The sequence below is a fragment of the Lachnotalea sp. AF33-28 genome (genome assembly GCF_003477885.1).
Classification (GTDB): domain Bacteria; phylum Bacillota; class Clostridia; order Lachnospirales; family Lachnospiraceae; genus AF33-28.
Genome location: NZ_QUEE01000006.1, coordinates 260747 through 281216 on the forward strand (window position 1 = coordinate 260747; position 20470 = coordinate 281216).

14 protein-coding genes and 1 other annotated feature are annotated in these 20470 nt (G+C 51.8%); of the genes, 11 read left to right on the forward strand and 3 right to left on the reverse strand.

Annotated features, from left to right (window positions below; genetic code table 11):
- The first annotated feature begins 31 nt into the window (after positions 1-31).
- Positions 32-1429, forward strand: coding sequence for an NAD(P)/FAD-dependent oxidoreductase (locus tag DWZ56_RS10800; RefSeq protein WP_118556645.1), 1398 nt, complete (start codon positions 32-34; stop codon positions 1427-1429).
- Here DWZ56_RS10800 and DWZ56_RS10805 read toward each other — a convergent pair.
- The gene (locus DWZ56_RS10805) at positions 1426-2568 is read right to left on the reverse strand and encodes a hypothetical protein (protein ID WP_199679579.1); all 1143 of its coding nucleotides are present in this window, start codon (positions 2566-2568) and stop codon (positions 1426-1428) included. The two genes, DWZ56_RS10800 and DWZ56_RS10805, sit on opposite strands and share 4 nt — an antisense overlap.
- A 671-nt stretch (positions 2569-3239) precedes the next feature.
- Here DWZ56_RS10805 and DWZ56_RS10810 point away from each other — a divergent pair.
- From DWZ56_RS10810 to thrS, 10 genes are all read left to right on the forward strand, one after another.
- Positions 3240-7646 (forward strand): FtsK/SpoIIIE domain-containing protein, encoded by a 4407-nt coding sequence (locus DWZ56_RS10810; protein WP_158584537.1) that lies wholly within the window; start codon positions 3240-3242, stop codon positions 7644-7646.
- Positions 7647-7671: 25 nt separating this feature from the next.
- The gene (locus tag DWZ56_RS10815; RefSeq protein WP_118556647.1) at positions 7672-7944 is read left to right on the forward strand and encodes a hypothetical protein; all 273 of its coding nucleotides are present in this window, start codon (positions 7672-7674) and stop codon (positions 7942-7944) included.
- An 18-nt stretch (positions 7945-7962) separates the two neighbouring features.
- The gene (locus DWZ56_RS10820; protein WP_118556648.1) at positions 7963-8262 is read left to right on the forward strand and encodes a WXG100 family type VII secretion target; all 300 of its coding nucleotides are present in this window, start codon (positions 7963-7965) and stop codon (positions 8260-8262) included.
- A 38-nt stretch (positions 8263-8300) separates the two neighbouring features.
- The gene (locus DWZ56_RS10825; protein ID WP_118556649.1) at positions 8301-8594 is read left to right on the forward strand and encodes a WXG100 family type VII secretion target; all 294 of its coding nucleotides are present in this window, start codon (positions 8301-8303) and stop codon (positions 8592-8594) included.
- 33 nt (positions 8595-8627) lie between these two features.
- Positions 8628-9647 (forward strand): FHA domain-containing protein, encoded by a 1020-nt coding sequence (locus DWZ56_RS10830; RefSeq protein WP_118556650.1) that lies wholly within the window; start codon positions 8628-8630, stop codon positions 9645-9647.
- The gene (locus DWZ56_RS10835) at positions 9644-10459 is read left to right on the forward strand and encodes a PP2C family protein-serine/threonine phosphatase (protein WP_118556651.1); all 816 of its coding nucleotides are present in this window, start codon (positions 9644-9646) and stop codon (positions 10457-10459) included. The genes DWZ56_RS10830 and DWZ56_RS10835 overlap by 4 nt, the downstream gene beginning before the upstream one ends.
- Positions 10460-10515: 56 nt before the next feature.
- The gene (locus DWZ56_RS10840) at positions 10516-12522 is read left to right on the forward strand and encodes a serine/threonine-protein kinase (RefSeq protein WP_118556652.1); all 2007 of its coding nucleotides are present in this window, start codon (positions 10516-10518) and stop codon (positions 12520-12522) included.
- A gap of 70 nt (positions 12523-12592) precedes the next feature.
- Positions 12593-12859, forward strand: coding sequence for a hypothetical protein (locus tag DWZ56_RS10845; RefSeq protein WP_118556653.1), 267 nt, complete (start codon positions 12593-12595; stop codon positions 12857-12859).
- The gene (locus tag DWZ56_RS10850) at positions 12856-16455 is read left to right on the forward strand and encodes a hypothetical protein (protein ID WP_118556654.1); all 3600 of its coding nucleotides are present in this window, start codon (positions 12856-12858) and stop codon (positions 16453-16455) included. The genes DWZ56_RS10845 and DWZ56_RS10850 overlap by 4 nt, the downstream gene beginning before the upstream one ends.
- Positions 16456-16523: 68 nt before the next feature.
- Positions 16524-16725: a binding site (T-box leader), on the forward strand.
- Between the two features lie 69 nt (positions 16726-16794).
- On the forward strand, positions 16795-18753 hold the full coding sequence (gene thrS / locus DWZ56_RS10855) for a threonine--tRNA ligase (RefSeq protein ID WP_118556655.1): 1959 nt from the start codon (positions 16795-16797) through the stop codon (positions 18751-18753).
- A 79-nt stretch (positions 18754-18832) separates the two neighbouring features.
- Here thrS and DWZ56_RS10860 read toward each other — a convergent pair whose 3' ends face one another.
- Together DWZ56_RS10860 and DWZ56_RS10865 are read right to left on the reverse strand one after the other, a co-directional pair.
- Positions 18833-19147: a DUF1540 domain-containing protein gene (locus tag DWZ56_RS10860; RefSeq protein ID WP_118556656.1), complete on the reverse strand. Its 315-nt coding sequence runs from the start codon at positions 19145-19147 to the stop codon at positions 18833-18835.
- 110 nt (positions 19148-19257) lie between these two features.
- On the reverse strand, positions 19258-20412 hold the full coding sequence (locus DWZ56_RS10865) for a glycoside hydrolase family 88 protein (protein ID WP_118556657.1): 1155 nt from the start codon (positions 20410-20412) through the stop codon (positions 19258-19260).
- Between the last annotated feature and the right edge of the window lie 58 nt (positions 20413-20470).

Below are 20470 nucleotides of genomic sequence, written 5' to 3' on the forward strand. Positions count from 1 at the left end.
TTTTTTTTGTACGGAACAAGGAGGTAATTTAATGAACTGTGATGTTGTGATTATCGGGGCTGGGCCTGCCGGTATATTTACGGCACTGGAGATGGTGAAAAACAAAAGCAGCAAAAAAATCGTGATAGTTGAAAAAGGGCGGCCGGTGGAAGAACGCAGATGTCCCAAAAACAAGACAAAAACCTGTGTGGGCTGTAAGCCCTACTGCCATATCACCACCGGATTTTCCGGAGCCGGCGCATTTTCTGACGGAAAGCTGTCCTTAAGCTATGAAGTGGGCGGGGCTCTGCCGGAACTGATCGGCGAAGATTTTGCCCAGGAAATGATCAATTATACGGACAAGATTTATCTGGAATTCGGAGCGGATACCCGGATAGAAGGGGTAGAAAAAAATGAGGAGATCAAGGGAATCCGTCTGCGCGCCATACAGGCAGGCTTAAAGCTGGTTGACTGTCCGATCCGCCATCTGGGTACTGAGAAAGCACAGGAGATCTATCTTGCGATTCAGAATTATCTGATCGACGCGGGGGTTGAGATCCTGTTTGGATATAACTGCAAGAATCTGATCCTGGAAAATGATTCCTGTGTGGGCGTTTTCGCAGAAAAGGCCGTCAATGCAAATGAGGGTCTGGAGATCCTGGCTAAACACACGATAGTTGCCACCGGACGGCGCGGCGCCGATTGGCTGGAGCGGCTGTGTGAGGAACATGGAATCGCCCATCAGCCGGGAACTGTGGATATCGGTGTCCGGGTGGAAGTCCGCAATGAAGTGATGGAGGCTGTCAATCAGGTACTTTATGAGTCTAAACTGATTGGCTATCCGAAACCCTTTAAGAATAAAGTCCGCACCTTCTGCCAGAATCCGGGCGGCTTTGTCAGCCAGGAAAATTATGACAATGACCTGGCTGTAGTCAATGGCCACTCTTATAAAGACCTCAAATCCAACAATACCAATCTGGCTATTCTGTGCTCGCACAATTTCAGCGATCCGTTTAACCAGCCGATCGCCTATGCGCAGAAAGTAGGGGAGCTGACCAATATGCTGGGCAACGGTCATATACTGGTGCAGCGCTTCGGCGATATTTTGGATGGCAAGCGTACCTGGCAGAAAGAGCTGGCACGCTCCAATGTAAAACCCACTCTTCCGGATGCAGTGGCAGGTGATATCACGGCAGCCATGCCGTACCGGGCAATGATCAATATCATTAATTTTATACAGGCGGTGGAGCACGTAGTCCCGGGCTTTGCGAGCCCGGAGACTCTTCTGTATTCACCGGAACTGAAATTTTACAGCAACCGGGTGAAAATGGATTCAGACTTCAACACAAACATTCCCGGTCTGTACTGTCTGGGTGACTCCAGCGGCTGGACCAGGGGCCTTATGATGGCTTCTGTGATGGGCGTTTTAATGGGGCGGCGGCTGATTTAATGCCGCCCCTCCTGAAACCATGTTTCCATATACTTTTCGGCCGCATCTTTGGACAGTGAAAACTTTTCTGCCACTTTTTCAGCAATTCTGGCTCTGGGAATGTCGAGCTCTGCATAAGCTTCAATTAACGCTTTGATTCCCTGTTCCCTGACCTGCTTTATAACCTCCTGCCTGCTGTCTTCTTTTTCACAGGAAATATGAAACTGACTGTCATATTCCGTAAGAGTTTGGCTCTCACCGCTCTGTGTGAGCCCGGCTTTCTTTACCGGCATCCATTCCTCGGCATACTTTTCGGCCGATTCATGAGACAGCGCAAATTTTTCCTGCAGTTTTTGGATGATTCCGGCCTTCGAAATGCCCAGCTCAGCACAGGTCTCAACGAGAGCTTTCATCCCTTCCTCCAGGCCCTCCTGCCTGCTCTCTTCCTTCTCACAGGCGATATGAAACTGTTCATCGTATTCTGTAAGGACCACTTCATTCACCTCCGCTCTGTGTGCAATCAGAAATTCCGCAAGAATCCCCTTTTCAATACAGCAGTTCACCGCACCGTCCGCCGCGTCTTCCAGACGCGCGCCCTCATCCAGCCTCTTTCGCACCTCGTCCACAAACTGCGCATATTCCTTCAGCTTCTGACAGTGCTCCATCAGCTCCTGGTTGTGCCCGATGTTGATATTGAGCATCGTGGCTTTAAACTCCAGGCAAGGTACTAAATCGGGGTATTTCTTTGAATAGGCATCCGAGATCTTAAGCTCCGTCCGATCCGGCTCCTCCTTAAGCCCGTTATAGAACACATAATACTGCGGCAGCGGAAGGCGGATCAGGCTGTTTCCGTAGACATTCAGTCTGTATTTGTCAATATACCTGCGGTATTCATCGGCCATATAAAACACGCCGCGCAGGGGCATATTGGGATTTTGAGTGCTCTGATGTTCGTACAGATTTAAAATATCGTCAATCAGAAACGCGGCATCGTTTTTGGTGCCCATATAGATTACATCGTCCAATGTGACGATTTCAACCTCGTCCGGATCCGTGAAGGAGCTGCCGGAAACAGCGTTATAAAGCGCAAGCAGCGCCTCCTTTTCGTGAAACACCATGCGGAATAACCGATCTTTATACTTTTTGTTCACTTTGACCATCTGTAGTCTCTCCTTTATTTTACCTGAAATGTGGGCATGAAGCAAGGGCGCAGCTGATAAAACTGCTAAACTTAGAACAGTAACCATAAAAATTCGTGGATGGATCGCGATCCCCCCTTATCTCACCGGCTGATATCCGGTGCTTATTCGTTTAGTAAGAGCCAGGTGCATGTCTGCAAAGCTAGCCGTAGGGTCCACTACGCCGTCGCTTTGCAGACGCACACCTGACGCAGATATCACGCACACTATGCACAGTTATTTACGCAATGCTGTACTAGTGTACTGACACGTTGATAAAAGCAGACAGTATGTGTGCACTCTTAAGTGCCGCAATATAGGGGGAAAAGTGTTAAAAGAATTAAAAGGTCTGAGAAATCCCCCACCAGTATTGCAAGTTTAATGGGAATCAGTCGGCTGGAAACTGCCGCGTGGTTCAGGAGAAAGCTCCTGATAAGAAATGTGAATTAACAATACCACACTTTGGCTTAGATAGCAAGCAGTTATTTACAGCGGTTAATCAAACCTCAGAAAAAAATTAAAAAATGCTTGCATATTTACAAGTTGTCTGCTATACTGATTTTCACATTTCAACAAGTCTTCCAAATTCCTGGAAGCAAATCCCCTTAAGTTATCAATATAATCAAGATTGCACGGATCAGAAGGAGCAGATTTTGAAAATTACTCTGTTTGGCGGAAATTCCATGCGCTGTATTCATCTTCCGGACAGGATTCAGGGAAGGTATACGCTGCAGGATCCGCTTTTGGATGCGCCGCAGGAGTGCCTGCTTCGGGCGGAGGCGGACGGGGTTCATTGGGTGCTTTATGCCGGCAGCGGTGAAACTGTGCGCGGCAGACATACCGGATGGGAAACATCTGTTATGCTGTTCCCGGAATGCCTGTATGAGGTAAAGGACAGCCGGCAGAATACCCGGTATTATGTATTGACGGAAACTGTAACTGAAAATGCACAGTTATTTAAACGATATGCGGTGGCTGATAAACAGGAGCTGTCTATAGGCAGGAGCCGCAGCAATCAGATCTGTTTCCCGAACCCGCTTGTATCAGGAAAGCATCTGCTGCTGCAGTATGGGGGCGGCAAATGGAGTATGAAGGATCTGGACAGCGCAAACGGAACCTATGTGAACGGAAAACGATGTGAACAACAGGCTCTGGAGTTCGGGGACTGCATATTTGTCATGGGTATGAAGATCATAGTGGGAGCTGGCTTTCTGGCTGTAAACAGGCCCGAGCAAGTGATCACGCTGCTGGATGAATACAGCCAGGGAGATTTGACCGAGCCCATACTGCCACAGTGGCAGCGTCTGCACCATTTTCACAGAAGCCCCTGTTTTCTTACAGGGCCGGAACCGGTGTCAGTGACGCTTGAGGCGCCACCGGCCTGTGTAAGTCAGAAGAATTCTCCGTTGCTATCGACCGTAGGACCTGCAATCACCATGGGTACAGCATCCTTTGCCATGCTGGCGCTGACTGCCTCGGGAGAAGGAGATCCATCCGGCCGGGCGCTTTTGATGGGGGCGGTTATGGCCAGCAGCATACTGGTATCAGGCATGCTGTGGCCAGCGTTCGGCCTGCGCTATGAGAAGAAAAGGGCGCACAGAGAGGAAGCAGAGAGACGGCGCAGCTATCTTGCCTATCTGGATCGGATGATGCGGGAGATTGCGGCGGACTGCGAGGCGCAGGAAGTGCGGCTTAGAGAACTTTATCCGAATACTAGGGAGTGCCGGCGCAGAGCGATGGAGGATACAGAGGCTCTGTGGGAGCGGGAACCTTCCGGCGAGGCGTTTCTGACCCTCCGGCTTGGGACCGGCAGCATACCGCTTTTGGGAACAATTCACCTGCCTTTACAAAGGTTCACTGTCGAACGGGATGTTCTGACGGAGGAAGTATACAGGCTCTTTCAGGAACCGCCGGCGCTGAAAGAAGTGCCGGTCTGCTGTTCGTTAAAGGCGTACCGCATGCTTGGCATTATATGCCCGCAGCGTGAGAAATCCGTGGCATTTCTTCAGACGCTGGTGCTTCAGCTCACAACGCTGCATGGGTATGATGAGCTGAAAATTGCTCTGTGGTATCCGCAAGGGGAGGAAGAACTGTGGAAATGGGCCGGATTGCTGCCGCACATCTGGGACAGCGGGCGGGAGCGGCGCTATCTGGCTTCCGGCAGTGAATACCGGATATTGCTGTCGGATCTCGCGGAAGCGATTGCCAATCAGGACGGCCGGGAACATCCTGTTTATTATGTGCTGGCTGTGGCAGGGATGCTGCCTGCAGGCGCTGCAGAAAGCGTCTGTGCGCTGCTGGCAAAAGAGCGGGTCAGTGTTCTTGTGCTGGGGAAGAGCCGGGGGGACCTGCCACGGTCCTGCGATGCGGCGGCGGAGCTCGACGGCGGCCAGGGGTGTCTGTATCTGAAAGATTGTCCTAAGCGGCCGCAGATCTTCAGACTGGATGAGGAGGATGACGGTGATGACCGTAAAACGCCTGGAATATGGGCGGTCTGCATGGCGAATCTGCAGTTGGAGACAGATCAGGCATGTAAGGCGCTTCCGGAAGCAAAAAGTATCTTTGAGTTATTTTCTGTAGACAGGGCCAGCTATCTCAATTCGGATGTGAGATGGAGCAGAAACCGTCCCTTCCTGTCCCTTAAGACACCGATCGGGGTCGGAGCGGGCGGAAAGCTTATGTATCTGGATTTACATGAAAAGGCCCACGGTCCCCACGGCCTGATTGCCGGCATGACAGGGTCGGGAAAGAGTGAATTTTTGTATACATTGATTCTATCGCTGGCAATCAATTTCCATCCGCATGAAGCAGCCGTCCTATTGATTGATTATAAGGGAGGCGGTCTGGCCGGGAGCTTTGAAAAGGAGGGGATGAGACTGCCGCATCTGGCGGGTACTGTGACGAATCTGGACGGCTCCAGCGTGAAGCGGGCGCTGATATCATTGCAGAGCGAATTGACCAGAAGGCAGCGGCTGTTTAAGGAGGCGGGGCAAAGAAACGGGGAAGGCTCGGTGGATATTTACAGGTATCAGGAAATGGTCCGGGAGCAGCTGGCCATGGAGCCGATCCCGCATCTGTTTGTTATCGCTGATGAGTTCGCAGAATTAAAGACGCAGCATCCGGAGTTTATGGAACAGCTGATCAGTGCGGCCCGGATCGGCAGAAGCCTGGGAATCCATCTGATTTTAGCAACACAGAAGCCGTCCGGCATTGTGGATGATCAGATCTGGAGCAACAGCCGCTTTCGAATCTGTTTTAAAGTGCAGGAGAAGAGCGATAGCATGGATGTGCTCAAAACGTCCGAAGCGGCTTATCTGAAACATGCGGGAAGATTCTATATGCAGGTGGGGATGGAGTTGTGTGAGATGGGGCAGTCCGGATGGAGCCGGTGCAGTGCTTCCCGGGAACTAAACAGGCAGATAAGGGCATCGCACTGCCGGGCGGTAGAACGGTCCGGACGCACTGTTGCTGCATATACGGCCGGTGAGACCGCCGGTCCGGCTACCCGTCCGACACAGGCGGATGCGGTACTTGAATATCTTGCGGATTTGGCCGTTAAGGAGAAAATTACACCGATCTGCCTTTGGCAGCCTCCGCTGCCAGGCGTGATATGGATGGAGGAGCTGGCAGAAAAGTATGGAGTGCGCAGGAACACTGCACAAAAGCTTGCGCCTCTGGCGGGAGAGCTGGATGACCCTGCGTCCCAGTGTAAACGGCCCTTTTTCGTCCCCCTGGAAGACTCGGGGAATGTGCTGCTGTACGGCCGGCCCGGCAGCGGCAGAAAGACTTTTCTTCACACCCTGATCTATTCTATGATAAACCAGTATGGCAGCAAAAGCCTCCATCTCTATCTGATGGATTTGGAGACGGTGGGAATGCGCTGTTGGCTTGACGCGCCTCAGGTAGGCGGTTTGATCGGAGCAGGACAGACGGAAAAAGCCCATGCGCTCATAGAAATGCTGAAAAAAGAGCTCGTATACAGGCAGAATGAGGAGGATAAACAGGAACGGTGCAGAATAGTGACATTGATCCATAGCTGTGAACTGCTTTTGGAAAATTTTCCGGAATTAGAGGAAGAACTGGTGCGGCTTTTTCGCAGCGGCCCGCGTTATGGCATTTATTTTGTGATGTCCGCAACAGGAAGCACGGTAAAATGGGGAATTGCGCAGTACTTTCCGGAGAAATATTCGCTGCTGCAAAACGAGGAAAGTGATTATACCACAGTGTTCGGAAGCACGGACGGTATTTATCCGGCCGGATTTGCGGGACGCGGTATTGTAAGAAGAGAACGGGTGATGGAATTTCATACGGCAGTTTTTGGCATGCGCGGCATAGACCGGGAGATAGAAGAAACCGTATGGAGATGCCAGAAGGAAAATGAAGGGGCGCGTGCTCCTGCCTTAAAGGTGATGCCGGAACGGGTGGATCCCGCTTATATGAGGGGTAATATGCCAGGACAAGGACTTCTGCCTGCCGGTGTCAGCCAGGCAGCGATAAAAACAGTTGGATGGGATGCATTTAAATACGGAATTATGCCCGTATGCGGCAGAGATGCAGCGTGTATCAGAGATTTTTTCGAGGCACTTGTTCAGACACTCACAGGATGGGATGGGCTGGAGGTGGAAGCCCTTTTTATGTCCGGAAGTGGCGCCGGGGCGGATGAAAGGCTGGATACTGTCTGCGGATGTGTGGCGGAAGAACGCGTCATACGCAGACTATGCCTGATACCGGACTGGGAAGCATTCTGCGCTGAATGGAAGGAAGAGCAGCTGGAGAGAATGAGGCGAAGCCTCCTGTCGGCGGGAAAAAATCGGAGTTTCGTGATTGGATTTACTGACGGACTGACATCCGTGCGCATGGAGGAGTGGTATCGCAGCAGAGTTAAGAAGGGCTGCGGTATCTGGCTGGGCAGCGGCTTTATGGAACAGTTTCTGCTGCTGCCGTCTGAAAGCAGGGCAGAGTGGTACCGGCCAATCCCGGATGACTTTGGCTATCTTCTTTGTGAGGGTAAAACGTCATATATAAAAGTGCTCCACTGCCATACCTGGTATAGCAGCTAAGCTGGGAAAATTGCAGGAGAACGGGATGCTGCAGGAGAAAATGTTGTTGCGGGAAGAAGAGATTTTGGTGGAATTATATGTGCCGGCTGCCGGGCAGGAATGGGATGTATGGATTCCTGCCGGCCGGACGGTGAAGGAATTGGAGAAAGAATTGGGGATACTCGTAGAGAGACTCGATCCGGGAAATATATCCTGCGAGGGGAGCCTGCTTGTGAACCGCGATACGGGTATGCCATATCCAAGTGGGAAATTGGCGTATGAAGTATTCAGAAACGGAAGCAGGCTGATGATCGTTTGATGAGATGGGAGGTAAGGGATGAAAACAATCAGTGTAACGCCGTCGGTACTGGAACATACGGGAAGGGAAATCGGCGAGGAAGCGGATGGGTATAAGCGTCTGTATGAGCGGCTTTTCGCGGAAGTGGAAACGATGGAACAGGTTTGGCAGGGCAAGGACAATGTGGCATTTACACAGCAGATAACAGGATTTCGGAATGACTTTCAGCAGATGGAAGGGATCATGCGGGATTATGCGGATTTTTTGTTTCGCAGCGCATCGGTTTACAGAAAAACTCAGGAAGATATTGCGGCGCAGGTAAGGCGTCTTGTTCACTGACAGATTTCTGGCACAGTCCGGAGAAGGGAGCATCACTCATGACAGAGGATGGAAAGATACTTATATCGGTAGACGAGGTGGAAAGAACGGCCGGATCGATCCGCAGCCTGAACGGCATGCTCTGTGATCAGCTGGCGGAGATGAAGCACAGGGTAGAGGCGCTGGCCGGTTCGTGGCAGAGCGAGGCGGGAGATGCCCTGCAGAGCCGATTCCGGCAGTTTTCACAGAGATTTGATGACTACGAAAGAGTGGTGGAAGCTTATGCTGCGTTTCTGGAGCGAACGGCGATGAGCTATCGGGAAGCAGAAGCTTTGATGAAAAAGGTACTGTAAACAGATGAACTTTTGGCCGGTACGGAGGGAACTATGGCAAAATTCAGATTTTCAGGGCATGGTGAGATGCGCGTTCTTACAGTGAAACCAGGGAGAAAGGAACGGATATGTGAAAGCGAGCGGGATTATCTCGCAGACAGGATTATAAACGGATTTCTCCCCTTAAGGCGCAGCAGGCAGTCAGGTTCCCTGGTCTATTATACGATGGATTTTGTCAGCCTGAAGGATTATCTGGAACATACTGTCCTGGGCCGCAGCACTTTTTTGAGAATAGCCGGACATATACTGGAAACCGTGGGCAGCTGCCGGGATCAGAACCTGGATTACCGCAATATCGTTTTACGTCCGGACCGGATTTTTGTAAATCCGAAAACTGCGTTGGTGAGAGTGATCTATCTGCCCTTTGTGCATTATGAGCAGCCGGAAACGCTGAAACAGTTATTTTTCAGCCTGGCTTTAAACGGCAGCTTCAGCCCCTATGAGAGCACGGAATATGTAAAGGATTATCTTAGATACCTAAACGAACATGAAGTGTTTTCCATAGTGGATCTTAAGGATTATCTGCAGGAACAAAAAAACGGAAAAACGTCCGTGCAGACCGGCGGCTGCGGAAGGACAGAGGAAAGCCGGCAGCCAAACGGTCCTCCGCAGACGGACTGCCCCACCGTTCTGCTTGAAGCGGACAAGACCACCCTTCTTGAAAATATGTGTGGGAATGAAGAGAATGCAGAGGAGCATTTGGCAGAACATATCAGCCTGATCCGAATTCTCACCGGGGAACGGATTTTGGTGGATCATGTGCCTTTTTATCTGGGGACGGATTTAAGGACCGCGGATTATGTAATCGGCGGCAGCCGTGGAGTGAGCAGAAGGCATGCCCGTATAACCTGCAGCCAGGGGAAATGCTGGCTGTCTGATTTACATTCCACAAACGGAACTTTATTAAATGGCCGGCAGCTGATACCGCAAGAGGATACGGCTCTGGCAAATGGGGATCAGCTGTCTCTGGCTGGCGAAATATTTGAATTTTTACAGGAGAAGAATGAGGTATGAAATTTATGAGCGGGTATTATACCAGCAGCGGCGCGGGCGGAAGACCTAATCAGGACAGTTTCAGCATTCGTTTTGCTGAATATCCGGGCGGTGATATGGTACAGATTGTATTATGCGATGGCATGGGAGGCCTTGCTGACGGAGAAAAGGCCAGTGCTGCCGCTGTCTTAGGCTTTCATGAATGGTTTACCCATGGTGCTAAGACCTTTTACAGGCGCGGCCTGGACTGGGACTGGCTGGAGACGGAATGGCGCGGTCTTGTCAGAGAGCTGAACCGTGCCATTTACACCTATGGACAGACCACAGGCTGCCGTCTCGGGACCACTGTCACGGCTATGATGGCGGCAAAGGACAGCTATCGGATACTGCAAGTCGGCGACTGCCGCGTGTATGCGATGGAAGCCATGCCGACGCAATTGACCGTTGATCAGACTGCAGCCGTTCACAAGATGATGCTTGGGCAGCTTACAAAGGAAGAGGCGAACAGGGATCCGGCAAGAAATGTGCTGCTGCAGTGCGTAGGCGCATCCGCTAAGTGCCGGCCGGTATTTTATGGTGGAAGCATATCGGCCGGGGGGATGTTCCTGATCTGCAGTGACGGATTCTGGCATCATATGGAGGATGGAAAGGTGCGTAATCATGTGGCCGTAAGCTCTGTAAGAACTGAGGATAAGAAAGAAAAATGCAGCTGGCAGCCGGAAACATACTTTTCCGGGATATGCAAAGATGCAGTGGAGGAATGTGTGCGCATGGGTGAGCCGGATAATATTACAGCCATCATGATCGGAACCGCGGAAGCGGAAGGGCAGTAAGACAGCTTTGCAGCACATAGAAAGGAAACCGATGACAGTTTTAAGGGGGATATGGGGTGGAACATCAGTCGATGGGAACATCGGAGGCGCTGCCCAGGTGGGTCGGTAAGTATGAGCTTCTGGCTTTAGTGGGCCGGGGCGGCATGAGCGAAGTCTATCTGGCCAGAGACCGCCGGCTTAACAAGCAGTGGGCGGTGAAGGAGATTAAGGGGAAGCTTATTGCACCGACATTGGAACTGAAATCCGTTTTGACAGAGGCGGAGCTTTTGAAGCAGCTGGACCATCCGGCCCTGCCGAGAATTGTGGATATCCTGGAAGATGATGAGAGAGAAACGGTGGATATCGTCATGGACTTCGTGGAAGGCAAAAATCTGAAAACGCTGATCGGCGAATACAGAGTGCTTTCCCAGGAGCAGGTAATTGGCTGGATGCTGCAGGTCTGTGATGCGCTTTGCTATCTCCACAGCCGGAAACCGCCCGTGATCTACCGGGATGTAAAACCGGAGAATCTAATGGTGAATATGGACGGCAAAGTGAAGCTGGTGGATTTTGGAATTGCGAGACGGTATAAACCCGGCAAACCGGAGGATACGCAGCCCTTGGGCACCCTGGGTTATGCTGCTCCGGAGCAGTTTCGGGGAAAGGGGCAGACCGATGCGCGGACCGATATATACGGCGTAGGAACGACGATGTATCATCTGCTGTCCGGGTATAACCCGGCAGATCCGCCCTATGAACGCTTCCCGCTTACTTTGCTGCGCCCAGAACTGTCTAAAGGTCTGGAGAAAATCATACAGAAATGTACGATGCAGAATCCGGATAAACGCTATCAGAGCTGTGAAGAGCTGATATATGATCTTACACATTTTGAAGAATTGGAAGATGAGTACCGTCACAAGGAAAGAAAAGGCCTGCTATCTTTCGGGCTTGCGGCGGCAGGCGCCGCAGCCGCATTTGCCGTAATGTGGGCGGGCAGCCGGGGTATGGTGCGGACACAGCATTCTGCCTACCGTGAGCTGATCAGTCAGGCAGCCAGCTGTATATCTGCCTCCATAGCGGATGGCGAGTTTTCAGAGGAGGCGGTGGAATTGCTGGACCGTGCGATCGAGGTGCTGCCCTTAGAGGAAGAAGCCTATCAGAGGATGTTCTACTATTATATAAGGATGGGGCAGATCGGGGACGGTATGGATAAGCTCACCGCCTGCCTGAACCGTGACCCGAAAGGTGCGGGAAGTAGCGGAAAGCTCTGTATGCTGGCGGCTAACGCTTATTTCCACGGGATATCCGGCGGTGATGAGCTGCAGCCGGACTATGAAAGGGCGGCACAGTATTACGCCAAAGCGGATCAGAGTAAGGTGCCGGAGGCAAAGTACTGCCTTGGAATCGCACAGGCGCTCTGCATGCCCTCCAATCTGATTGACTGGCCTGCGGTTATTGAGGAAATGGCCGGCTTTGAAAACTATATAGACGGCATGGCGGATGATGGGACAAAAGCGGAGAATTATCTGTCTCTGGCGGAGGTATGTCTCGCTAACCGCGGCTATCTTCTGGAGCAGGGGCAGGACCCATTCGCCTGGGCGATGCGAAGCTTGGAGAAGGCGGAGAGCGCGCTGAAATACAGGATTGAAGAGCGGGACGCGAGAATATGGATGCAGGAAATCCGTTTGAAGATGGGGGAGACCTGCCGTCTGTCTGCAATTTACAGTGATCCGGGAGAAGTCAGGCAGAAACTTTTGAAAGAGGCACTGCACATTTATGACAGCCTGGCAGACCGGACAGAAACATTGGGAATGCGTAAAAAAGTGATGCTTGCGGCGGCCTTTTGCTGCGGTGAGATGAAAGATTATCAGGAAGCATGCAGCAGATACCGCCAGATCATCCGGGAGTTTCCGGACTGTATTGAGGGGTACACTGAAATGGGAACCATTGCCCTGACTGCTATGGCGGATGCCGCCACTGCCAGAGACTGCTGTGAGAGGGCGGAGGCGCTGCCGGGCAGCGGACAGAGCAGAAATCTGAAAGTGCTGCGTGAAAAGCTCGAGGCGTATACAGACGGAACCTGATACAGGTGATACAAAAGTGTGCGCAGATCGTCAACCTGCGGTTGATGACAAGGATAAAGGGAGGGAAAAAATGCTGTATCTATGGATGTATTGGGGCGGAATGGCTGTGGGAGCCGTCCTGTTGGCAGCGGCAGTCTGTCTGTTCTTTCATTGCAGGATACCGGCCCTGGTGAGTTCGGTTGGAGAGCGGTTGCGTCTTAAGCGGTCAGTCTGCAAAACAGATCACGGGGCGGCATGGCCTGAATTACGGAAGGATATACAGGAATTTATATTGGGACAGGCAGTGCTGATCACCGCTGCGACGGAGTTCATACCATTGGGGAGGGAACGGACATGACGGACAGAATCAGTTGGTGTAAAACGGTATTTTTGATAATCGCAGTCTGTATGGGCCTTGTGAGCAGAGCGGAAAGCACGCCTGTCAAAGAGAATACGGCCGGCCTTACAGAGACAATGACAGCCCGTTATGGGGATTTCCTTCTGCTGGAGGAGGCGCCTGAAGCGGCACAGACAATGGATCAGACAGGCGGAGAGCAGCCAGGGGAATATATATGGACCAGCGATGACAGTGAAATTGCAATCGTGTGTCTGGAAGAGGGCTGCTGGAAAGCCTGGGCGACAGGAACCGGCATAACTTTTTTAAGAAGAAAACAGCTTTCGGGAGACTTGGCCGGTGAAGTGACGGATAGGGTGATCGAACTTACCGTGGAAAAGCGTCCGCTTTTGATTGCGGCGGGAGGGCCGCTGTCAAAAGAATATGGGACGGTTACGCCGGAGATTGCCGTTAGTGCAAAAGGGTTTGCGGATTGGGATGCCGGTAATGAGGAATTTCTGAAGACACTGGAGTTTCCAAAGGCACAGGCCGAGGCGGAAAGCAAATGGATGCTCCCAGGCGTCTACCCCATAAGCTATTCGGGAGGCAGAGCGCCGGAACATTATTTTTATATATATCCGGACGGACAGCAGGAGGATATACCGTGCTTTACGGTATACGAAGCCGATATTGCTTATGAAATCAGCCATACGGGCTTATGGCAGGGACAGATCTGGACAAACGAAGGACAGGCGTTTATAACGGCAAAAGAGCCGGGAGCGCGGATCGCGCTGTCATTTTCTGCGAAGGACCGTCCGGATGAGAGCTGGGAGGAAGAACGCTGGGTAGACGGAAGCAGCGGGGTGAAGATTGAGCTGCCAAAAGAGGGGACTGTGCTGCTTGGCTTTTATTTGCAAAATGAGGGCGGGGGCGTTTCCGCCAGAATTGAACAGACCGTGTATATTGACCGGAAAGCTCCTGTAGCAAAGATCCGTTACGAAAACGTCGGCCGGTCCTCGGACGGCATCTACACCGCGTCACCGGCAGAGCTTAAGGCGGCCGGTACGGATGCGGTACGGACAGCTCATATTACGATCAAAGAAGAAAATTTCGATCCTGCGCTGGCGGAGGTGCGGCTATGGGCGGAAGATGGCAGCGGAGGCGCGGTTGAGCTGCCGGATACCATGCGGAGAGGGGAGTGGAAAGAATCGGAGGCAGGATATGAACAGGTGATTGCGTTTACTTTGGATGCGAAGTACAGTCTGGAGCTGACCGGGACGGATAAGGCGGGAAATCCTGTGGATACCTCTTCCTTTTTGCCGGAGGACTGTGAGTTCATAATTGATACTGAGGCGCCGGAGAGACTTGAGATTGTCAGTCCGCAGCCTGACTGCGATATGAGGACAATGTATCCTGACGCAGATCTGCAGCTGTACGCATTATACGGTGACAGCATAACACTTGAGCTGTCCGCATATGACAGGACCGCGGGCATAGCGGAATTCTTTTGTAAATTTGACGGCCGTGACCTGCACGGGCCGGTTCACTGGGAAAAAAAGATCGCTGCACAGAGAACGCCGGACGGGAGCTATACCGGGACGCTGTTGATAGAGGAGGGACAGATGGGACGCGCTGAAGTGCGGGCATTGGACAGAGCGGGGTATTATATAGAGGAACAGAGCGGTTATCTGATTATTGACGGCAGAGTCCCCGGTCCGCCTAAGGCGGATACCAACGGGTATGTGCCTGGAACCTGGACAAAGGAAGATGTCCTGGTGTCCGTTCAGGACAGCGCATCACTGGCCGGTATAAGCGGATATGAATACACGGTGGCAGAGGGAGAACTCACAGGCCTGGAGGAATGGCATCCCATGACTAAAGAGCAGAGTGTACGGGAAGAACAGACGGAGATGCTGCTCACGGCCCAGGCAGGCAAAGCGGATTTGGCTATCGGAACGGACACCAATCTGATCTATTACTTTCGCGGAGTCAGCAATCTGGGAATACCGGGAGAACCCTCCGAAGGGCTGGCTGTTAAAGTGCAGAAAACACTTCCGGTAAATGTTTCCCTGGATCTTGCCCCTCCCGGGGAACGCGGATGGTATACAAAGATTCCCGATATAACAATTAAGCCCGCTCAAAGGCCCGCCAGGGCCTGTCCTGCGAAGGTTTTCTGCAGGATATGGGAGCTCAATACAAAGCAGGAGGACGGCGGGCGGGTATGGGAGCCGGAACAAAACCGGATAGAGCTTCCGGGAGATGGGGAATTCGGCCTGACGGTATGGACGGCGGATGAGGCGGGCAACCGGAGTCATCCGTCGGAGGATATAAGGTTAGAAGTACGGATCGATACGGTCCCTCCCAAGGCCGGTTTCTACTATGACGGAGGTGAAGCGCGAAACGGATCTTACTATGCAAGGCAAGGCAGACTGACTGTCTGGGTGACGGATCAAAATTTTTCACAGGGAGATGTCCTGTTTGAGATAGGCATTGTGAAAGGCACCCGGCCGGGTGAAAACGGCTGGATACAGGAGGGTATGACCTGGAAAAAGGAGGTGCTTCTTACGCAGGACGGGGAGTATGATGTGCGGATTTCCGGAACAGATCTGGCGGGCAATGCAATGATCCCTTTAGAGCAGGTATTCGCAGTGGATACAACCGCACCGACGATAAAGGTAAGCGGAGTTTCGGAATGGATGTCGAGCAGTTCGCCTGTTGAGGTATCGTTGGAAGTGGAAGAAGATCATCCGGATCGGTATGCGCGCAGGGCTGTCATAAAAGGACTGGTAAACGGCACCGCTTTAAGGGCAGGGGAGTGGCGTCAGGTAGAGGGAAGAGAAATCTGCACCTTTGGGACATTCGATCAGGATGACCGTTACCTCCTGGAATATACGGCCTGTGATCTTGCCGGGAACCGGACCGAGAAGAGTCTGCTTTTTACAGTAAACCAATCCGGCACCAGTTTCTTTCTGGAACAGAACCCCCAGGGCACATATTTAAATCACAGGTTTCAGCCGAAAATCCGTATGACGAATCTGGATGAGATCACGGTTTTGTCTTTTCTGGTCAACGGTCAAAGCGCGCCGTACCGCTATGAAGGAAATGTCCTGTGGCCGGAGCAGGACTTTCATCGGGACGGCAAATACAGAGTTATGCTTGAAGTGTGTGACACGGCCGGCAATACAGATTCCATGGCCCCCCTGGAATTCATTATCGATACGTCTGCCCCGGTGGTACAAATAGACGGCGTGGAGGATGGGGGACGTTATCCGGACGGAGCGTCTGTGCGCATCTATAAAGATAAAACGGCGGACATATGGGACTATGTTTCGGTAAACGGTGCAGTTCTGGACCCTCCGGCATATCAGATCGGTGAAGACGGTGTGATCCGGCTGGAAATCCGGGAGAGCGGAGTCTGCCGTCTTTCAGCCGGAGCCTGCGATTACGCCGGCAATAAAGGCTGTATGGAGGCAGTGATTTATATAGGAAGGCCCGATATGCGCAGATGGGTTGTATTTGCAGGGGGAGCTTTGATACTGCTGCTCCTGGGAGCGGCAGCCCTTTTTGGAATAAAGGCCCGGACACGCCGGCAGGCGCGTAAGACGCGGCCAAATCCTTGACAAGAGAGGTATAAGTGATATAATAATAGACCAGAGGCCGGAAAACGCAAGCCGGCGCCTGTAATTAAGTCAATACGATGAAGAGAACGAGTAGGACAGTGTCTGGCGGCACAGAGAGAGGAACCTAAGGCTGGAAGTTCCTTGCCGGCGCCTGACCGAAAACCATCTCCGAGTGGCCCTTAATCGGGCCCGGCAGCTCCGTTACAGCTGAAATGAGTGGAAGAATCAATTAGGGTGGAACCGCGGATTTGCAGTAAATTCGTCCCTTTTTACATCGGTGCAGATGTAGAAAGGGGCGATTTTTAGTTGCTGCTAACTAAATCAGAAAGGATGTTAGATATGAAAGTTACATTAAAGGATGGATCTGTAAAGGAATACGGTGAGGCGAAATCTGTATACGATATTGCGCTGGATATCAGCGAAGGGCTCGCCAGAGCAGCCTGCGCCGGTGAGATCGACGGAGCCGTGGCCGATCTGCGCACCGTGGTGGAGGACGACTGTGCGCTGAACATTCTGACTTTTCAGGATGAGAAAGGGAAAGCTGCATACAGGCATACGGTGAGCCATGTGCTGGCAGAGGCTGTGAAAAGGCTGTATCCGGAAGCAAAGCTGGCAATAGGCCCCTCCATTGATACGGGTTTTTATTATGATTTCGACATGCCTCCGCTTACCAGAGAGGATCTGGATAAAATCGAAGCGGAAATGAAGAAAATCATCAAAGAAGGCGCCCGTCTGGAGAAGTTTACTCTGCCCCGGGAGGAAGCGGTCAAATTTATGGAGGACAGACAGGAGCCCTATAAGGTGGAGCTGATCCGGGACCTGCCGGAGGATGCGGTAATTTCCTTCTACCGCCAGGGCGAGTTTGTGGATCTGTGTGCAGGCCCTCATCTGATGAGCACCAGGCCGATCAAGGCTTTTAAACTGATCTCGTCTTCCGGCGCTTATTGGAGAGGCAGCGAGAAGAATAAGATGCTGACCAGGATTTACGGAACCGCCTTTACCAAAAAAGAGGAGCTGAACGAGTATCTGGAGTATCTTGAAAATATCAAGAAGCGTGACCACAACAAGCTTGGCAGGGATATGGAACTGTTTACTACGGTGGACGTGATTGGACAGGGGCTTCCCCTTCTGATGCCAAAGGGGGCTAAAATCATCCAAACTCTCCAGAGGTGGATTGAGGATGAGGAAGAGCGCCGCGGCTACATGAGGACGAAAACTCCGCTGATGGCCAAAAAGGATCTGTATGAGATTTCCGATCATTGGAACCATTATAAGGAAGGCATGTTTGTGCTGGGCGATGAGTCCGATCCGGAGTCCGAGGTGTTTGCGCTGCGCCCCATGACCTGCCCGTTCCAGTATTATGTGTATAAAGCCAGCCAAAAGTCTTACAGAGATCTGCCCTGCAGGTATGGGGAGACTTCCACACTGTTTCGCAATGAGGATTCCGGAGAAATGCATGGGCTGACCCGCGTGCGCCAGTTTACGATTTCAGAGGGACATCTGATTGTCACTCCGGAGCAGGTGGAAGAGGAATTTGCAGGATGCCTCGATCTGGCCAGATACTGTCTGAAGACGCTTGGAATAGAGGAGGATGTCACCTACCGCTTTTCCAAATGGGATCCGAACAACAAGGACAAATACCTGGGAGATGCGGCGCAGTGGGAAAAGACTCAGGACCGCATGCGTGAGATACTGATACATCTTGGGGTGGAGTTTACGGAAGAGGAGGGCGAGGCTGCCTTCTATGGCCCCAAGCTCGACATTCAGATCAAAAATGTATATGGGAAAGAAGACACCATCATCACGATTCAGCTGGACTTTGCGCTGGCAGAGCGTTTCGATATGTATTATGTGGATAAAGACGGGGAGAAAAAGCGTCCCTTTATCATTCACAGGACCAGCATGGGCTGCTATGAGCGCACACTGGCAACCCTGATTGAAAAATATGAAGGCCTGTTCCCCACCTGGCTGTGCCCGGAGCAGGTCAGGGTGCTGCCGATATCCGAAAAATACCATGCGTATGCGAAAAAGGTGGATGCAGAGCTGAAGGCCAACAATATTTTGAGCACGGTGGATGAACGCTCAGAAAAGATCGGTTATAAGATCCGCGAGGCCCGCCTGGATAAGGTGCCTTATATGCTGGTGGTTGGACAGAAGGAAGAGGAAGAGAACAAAGTTTCCGTCAGAAGCAGGTTTAACGGGGATGAAGGGGAGAAGAATCTGGAATCGTTTATCGATGATATCTGCAAAGAGATCCGCACAAAAGAGATCAGAAAGATCAATGTATCCAACCAATAGTCTGTAAACAGAAAAAAGCCTTCGGAGCGTGACCTCCGAAGGCTTTTTCACCTCTGCGGCAGAAACCGCATGTTTTTTGTTACCTCATCTTAAAGGTTGCGCATGCGGTTCCGTCCACTTTGGATGTCTGACCGCCGATAATGTCGATGCGCTGTGCGCGGCACATGCGGTCTTCATTATATACGCAGTTAAAGGCTTCGCATTCCACAGTGAGGCCGGTGTTGGGTGTCTCGTAGCTGTTGGTGAACTGCGCTTCGTTCTTTTTATCAAAGCTTGCGCAGGCTGTATCCTCACAGTCACAGGCTTCATATCCGTCTACCAGGATTGAGTTCTTACAGCAGCATTTGTCTGCATTGTGCATGCAGCTGGTGACATCACATCTTAAATTGGTCATGGTTCATACCTCCTTCATTTCCTGCCTTTGCAGATTCGCAGGGTTCCCGGATAGTATTTGCAGGCCGCCGCAGAATATACCGGAAAAGAAGGCTGTACAGCTGCGTTATTTTACCACAGAAACAGGCCGCTGCCTTTTAATTTAAAGACTGCTTCGATGAAAAAGTAGTCGCCGTATATGATATTAAATTCATGATGCCGGTCGTGGTAGGCGGCGGTGCAGTTTTGTATGATGCAGTCACATTCCGTTCCCCAGAGGCTGCGTTCCTGTTCCAGGGCTTTCAGCATCTTTAATGCAGCATTTTGATAAAGCCCCTTTTCATATTCCTTACAGCAGCCGGCAATTTCGATCAGCCCGCAGGAGGCGATGGCCGCTGCGGTGGAATCTTCCCAGTAAGGCTCTGCCGGCTGCCGGAAATCCACCGGGATCAGTCCGCTGTCCGGAATGTTGGCCAGGAAATAGTGGGCTACGCGTTTTGCCGTATCCAGATACTCCTGTTTGCCGGTATGTATGTAGCTTAAGACAAAACCGTACAGCGCCCAGGCCTGTCCGCGTGTCCAGGAAGATCCGTTTTCATATCCCTGTCCGCCGTAGGTACATACTTTTTCGCCGGTCTCAGGATCAAATTCCACAATATGGTTGGTGGAACCGTCCGGGCGGATGAAGCTGGCCATCGCTGTATCCGCGTGCATCATCGCGATCTGGCGGAAACGGGGATCCTTTGTTTCTTCGCTGGCCCAGTAAAGCAGATTCAGATTCATCATGCAGTCGATGATCGCCCATCCGGTGGTGTCCTCATTGTCATGTTCATTCCATGCGCGGATAAAACGGCCCACAGGGTTGAATCGTCCTGCCAGCAGATTCGCTGCATGAAGCCCGCGCCGCCGCCCATCTGCACTGCCGGTTTCACGGTAGTCTGCCACCGCGGTCGGGAGCCACATAAATCCCAAATCGTGATGCAGGCCGTAAAACTGTTCAAAGCAGGTATCCAGAAGCTCCTCGGAATGCCGGGCGATGTCCGCGTATTTTTGATTGCCGGTTTCATGATAGAGCTGCCACATGATGCCGCCCCAGAAGCCGTTGGTCCACCAGGCGATGCCGTCATCGTGGCGGATATCCCAGCTTTGATCGGAACGGTCATCATGCACACCGTCAACGGTGGTGTACGGGATCTTATGTTTGGATTTATCACTGACCCAGTCCATTTTCTGAATGATTTTGTCCGCAGTTTCATTTACCCACTGCATATCCTGTTCTTTCAGCATATAGAACCTCCTCGTATAATAAGTTTGTAAGCAAGAAATATCGCTTATGAACTTATTC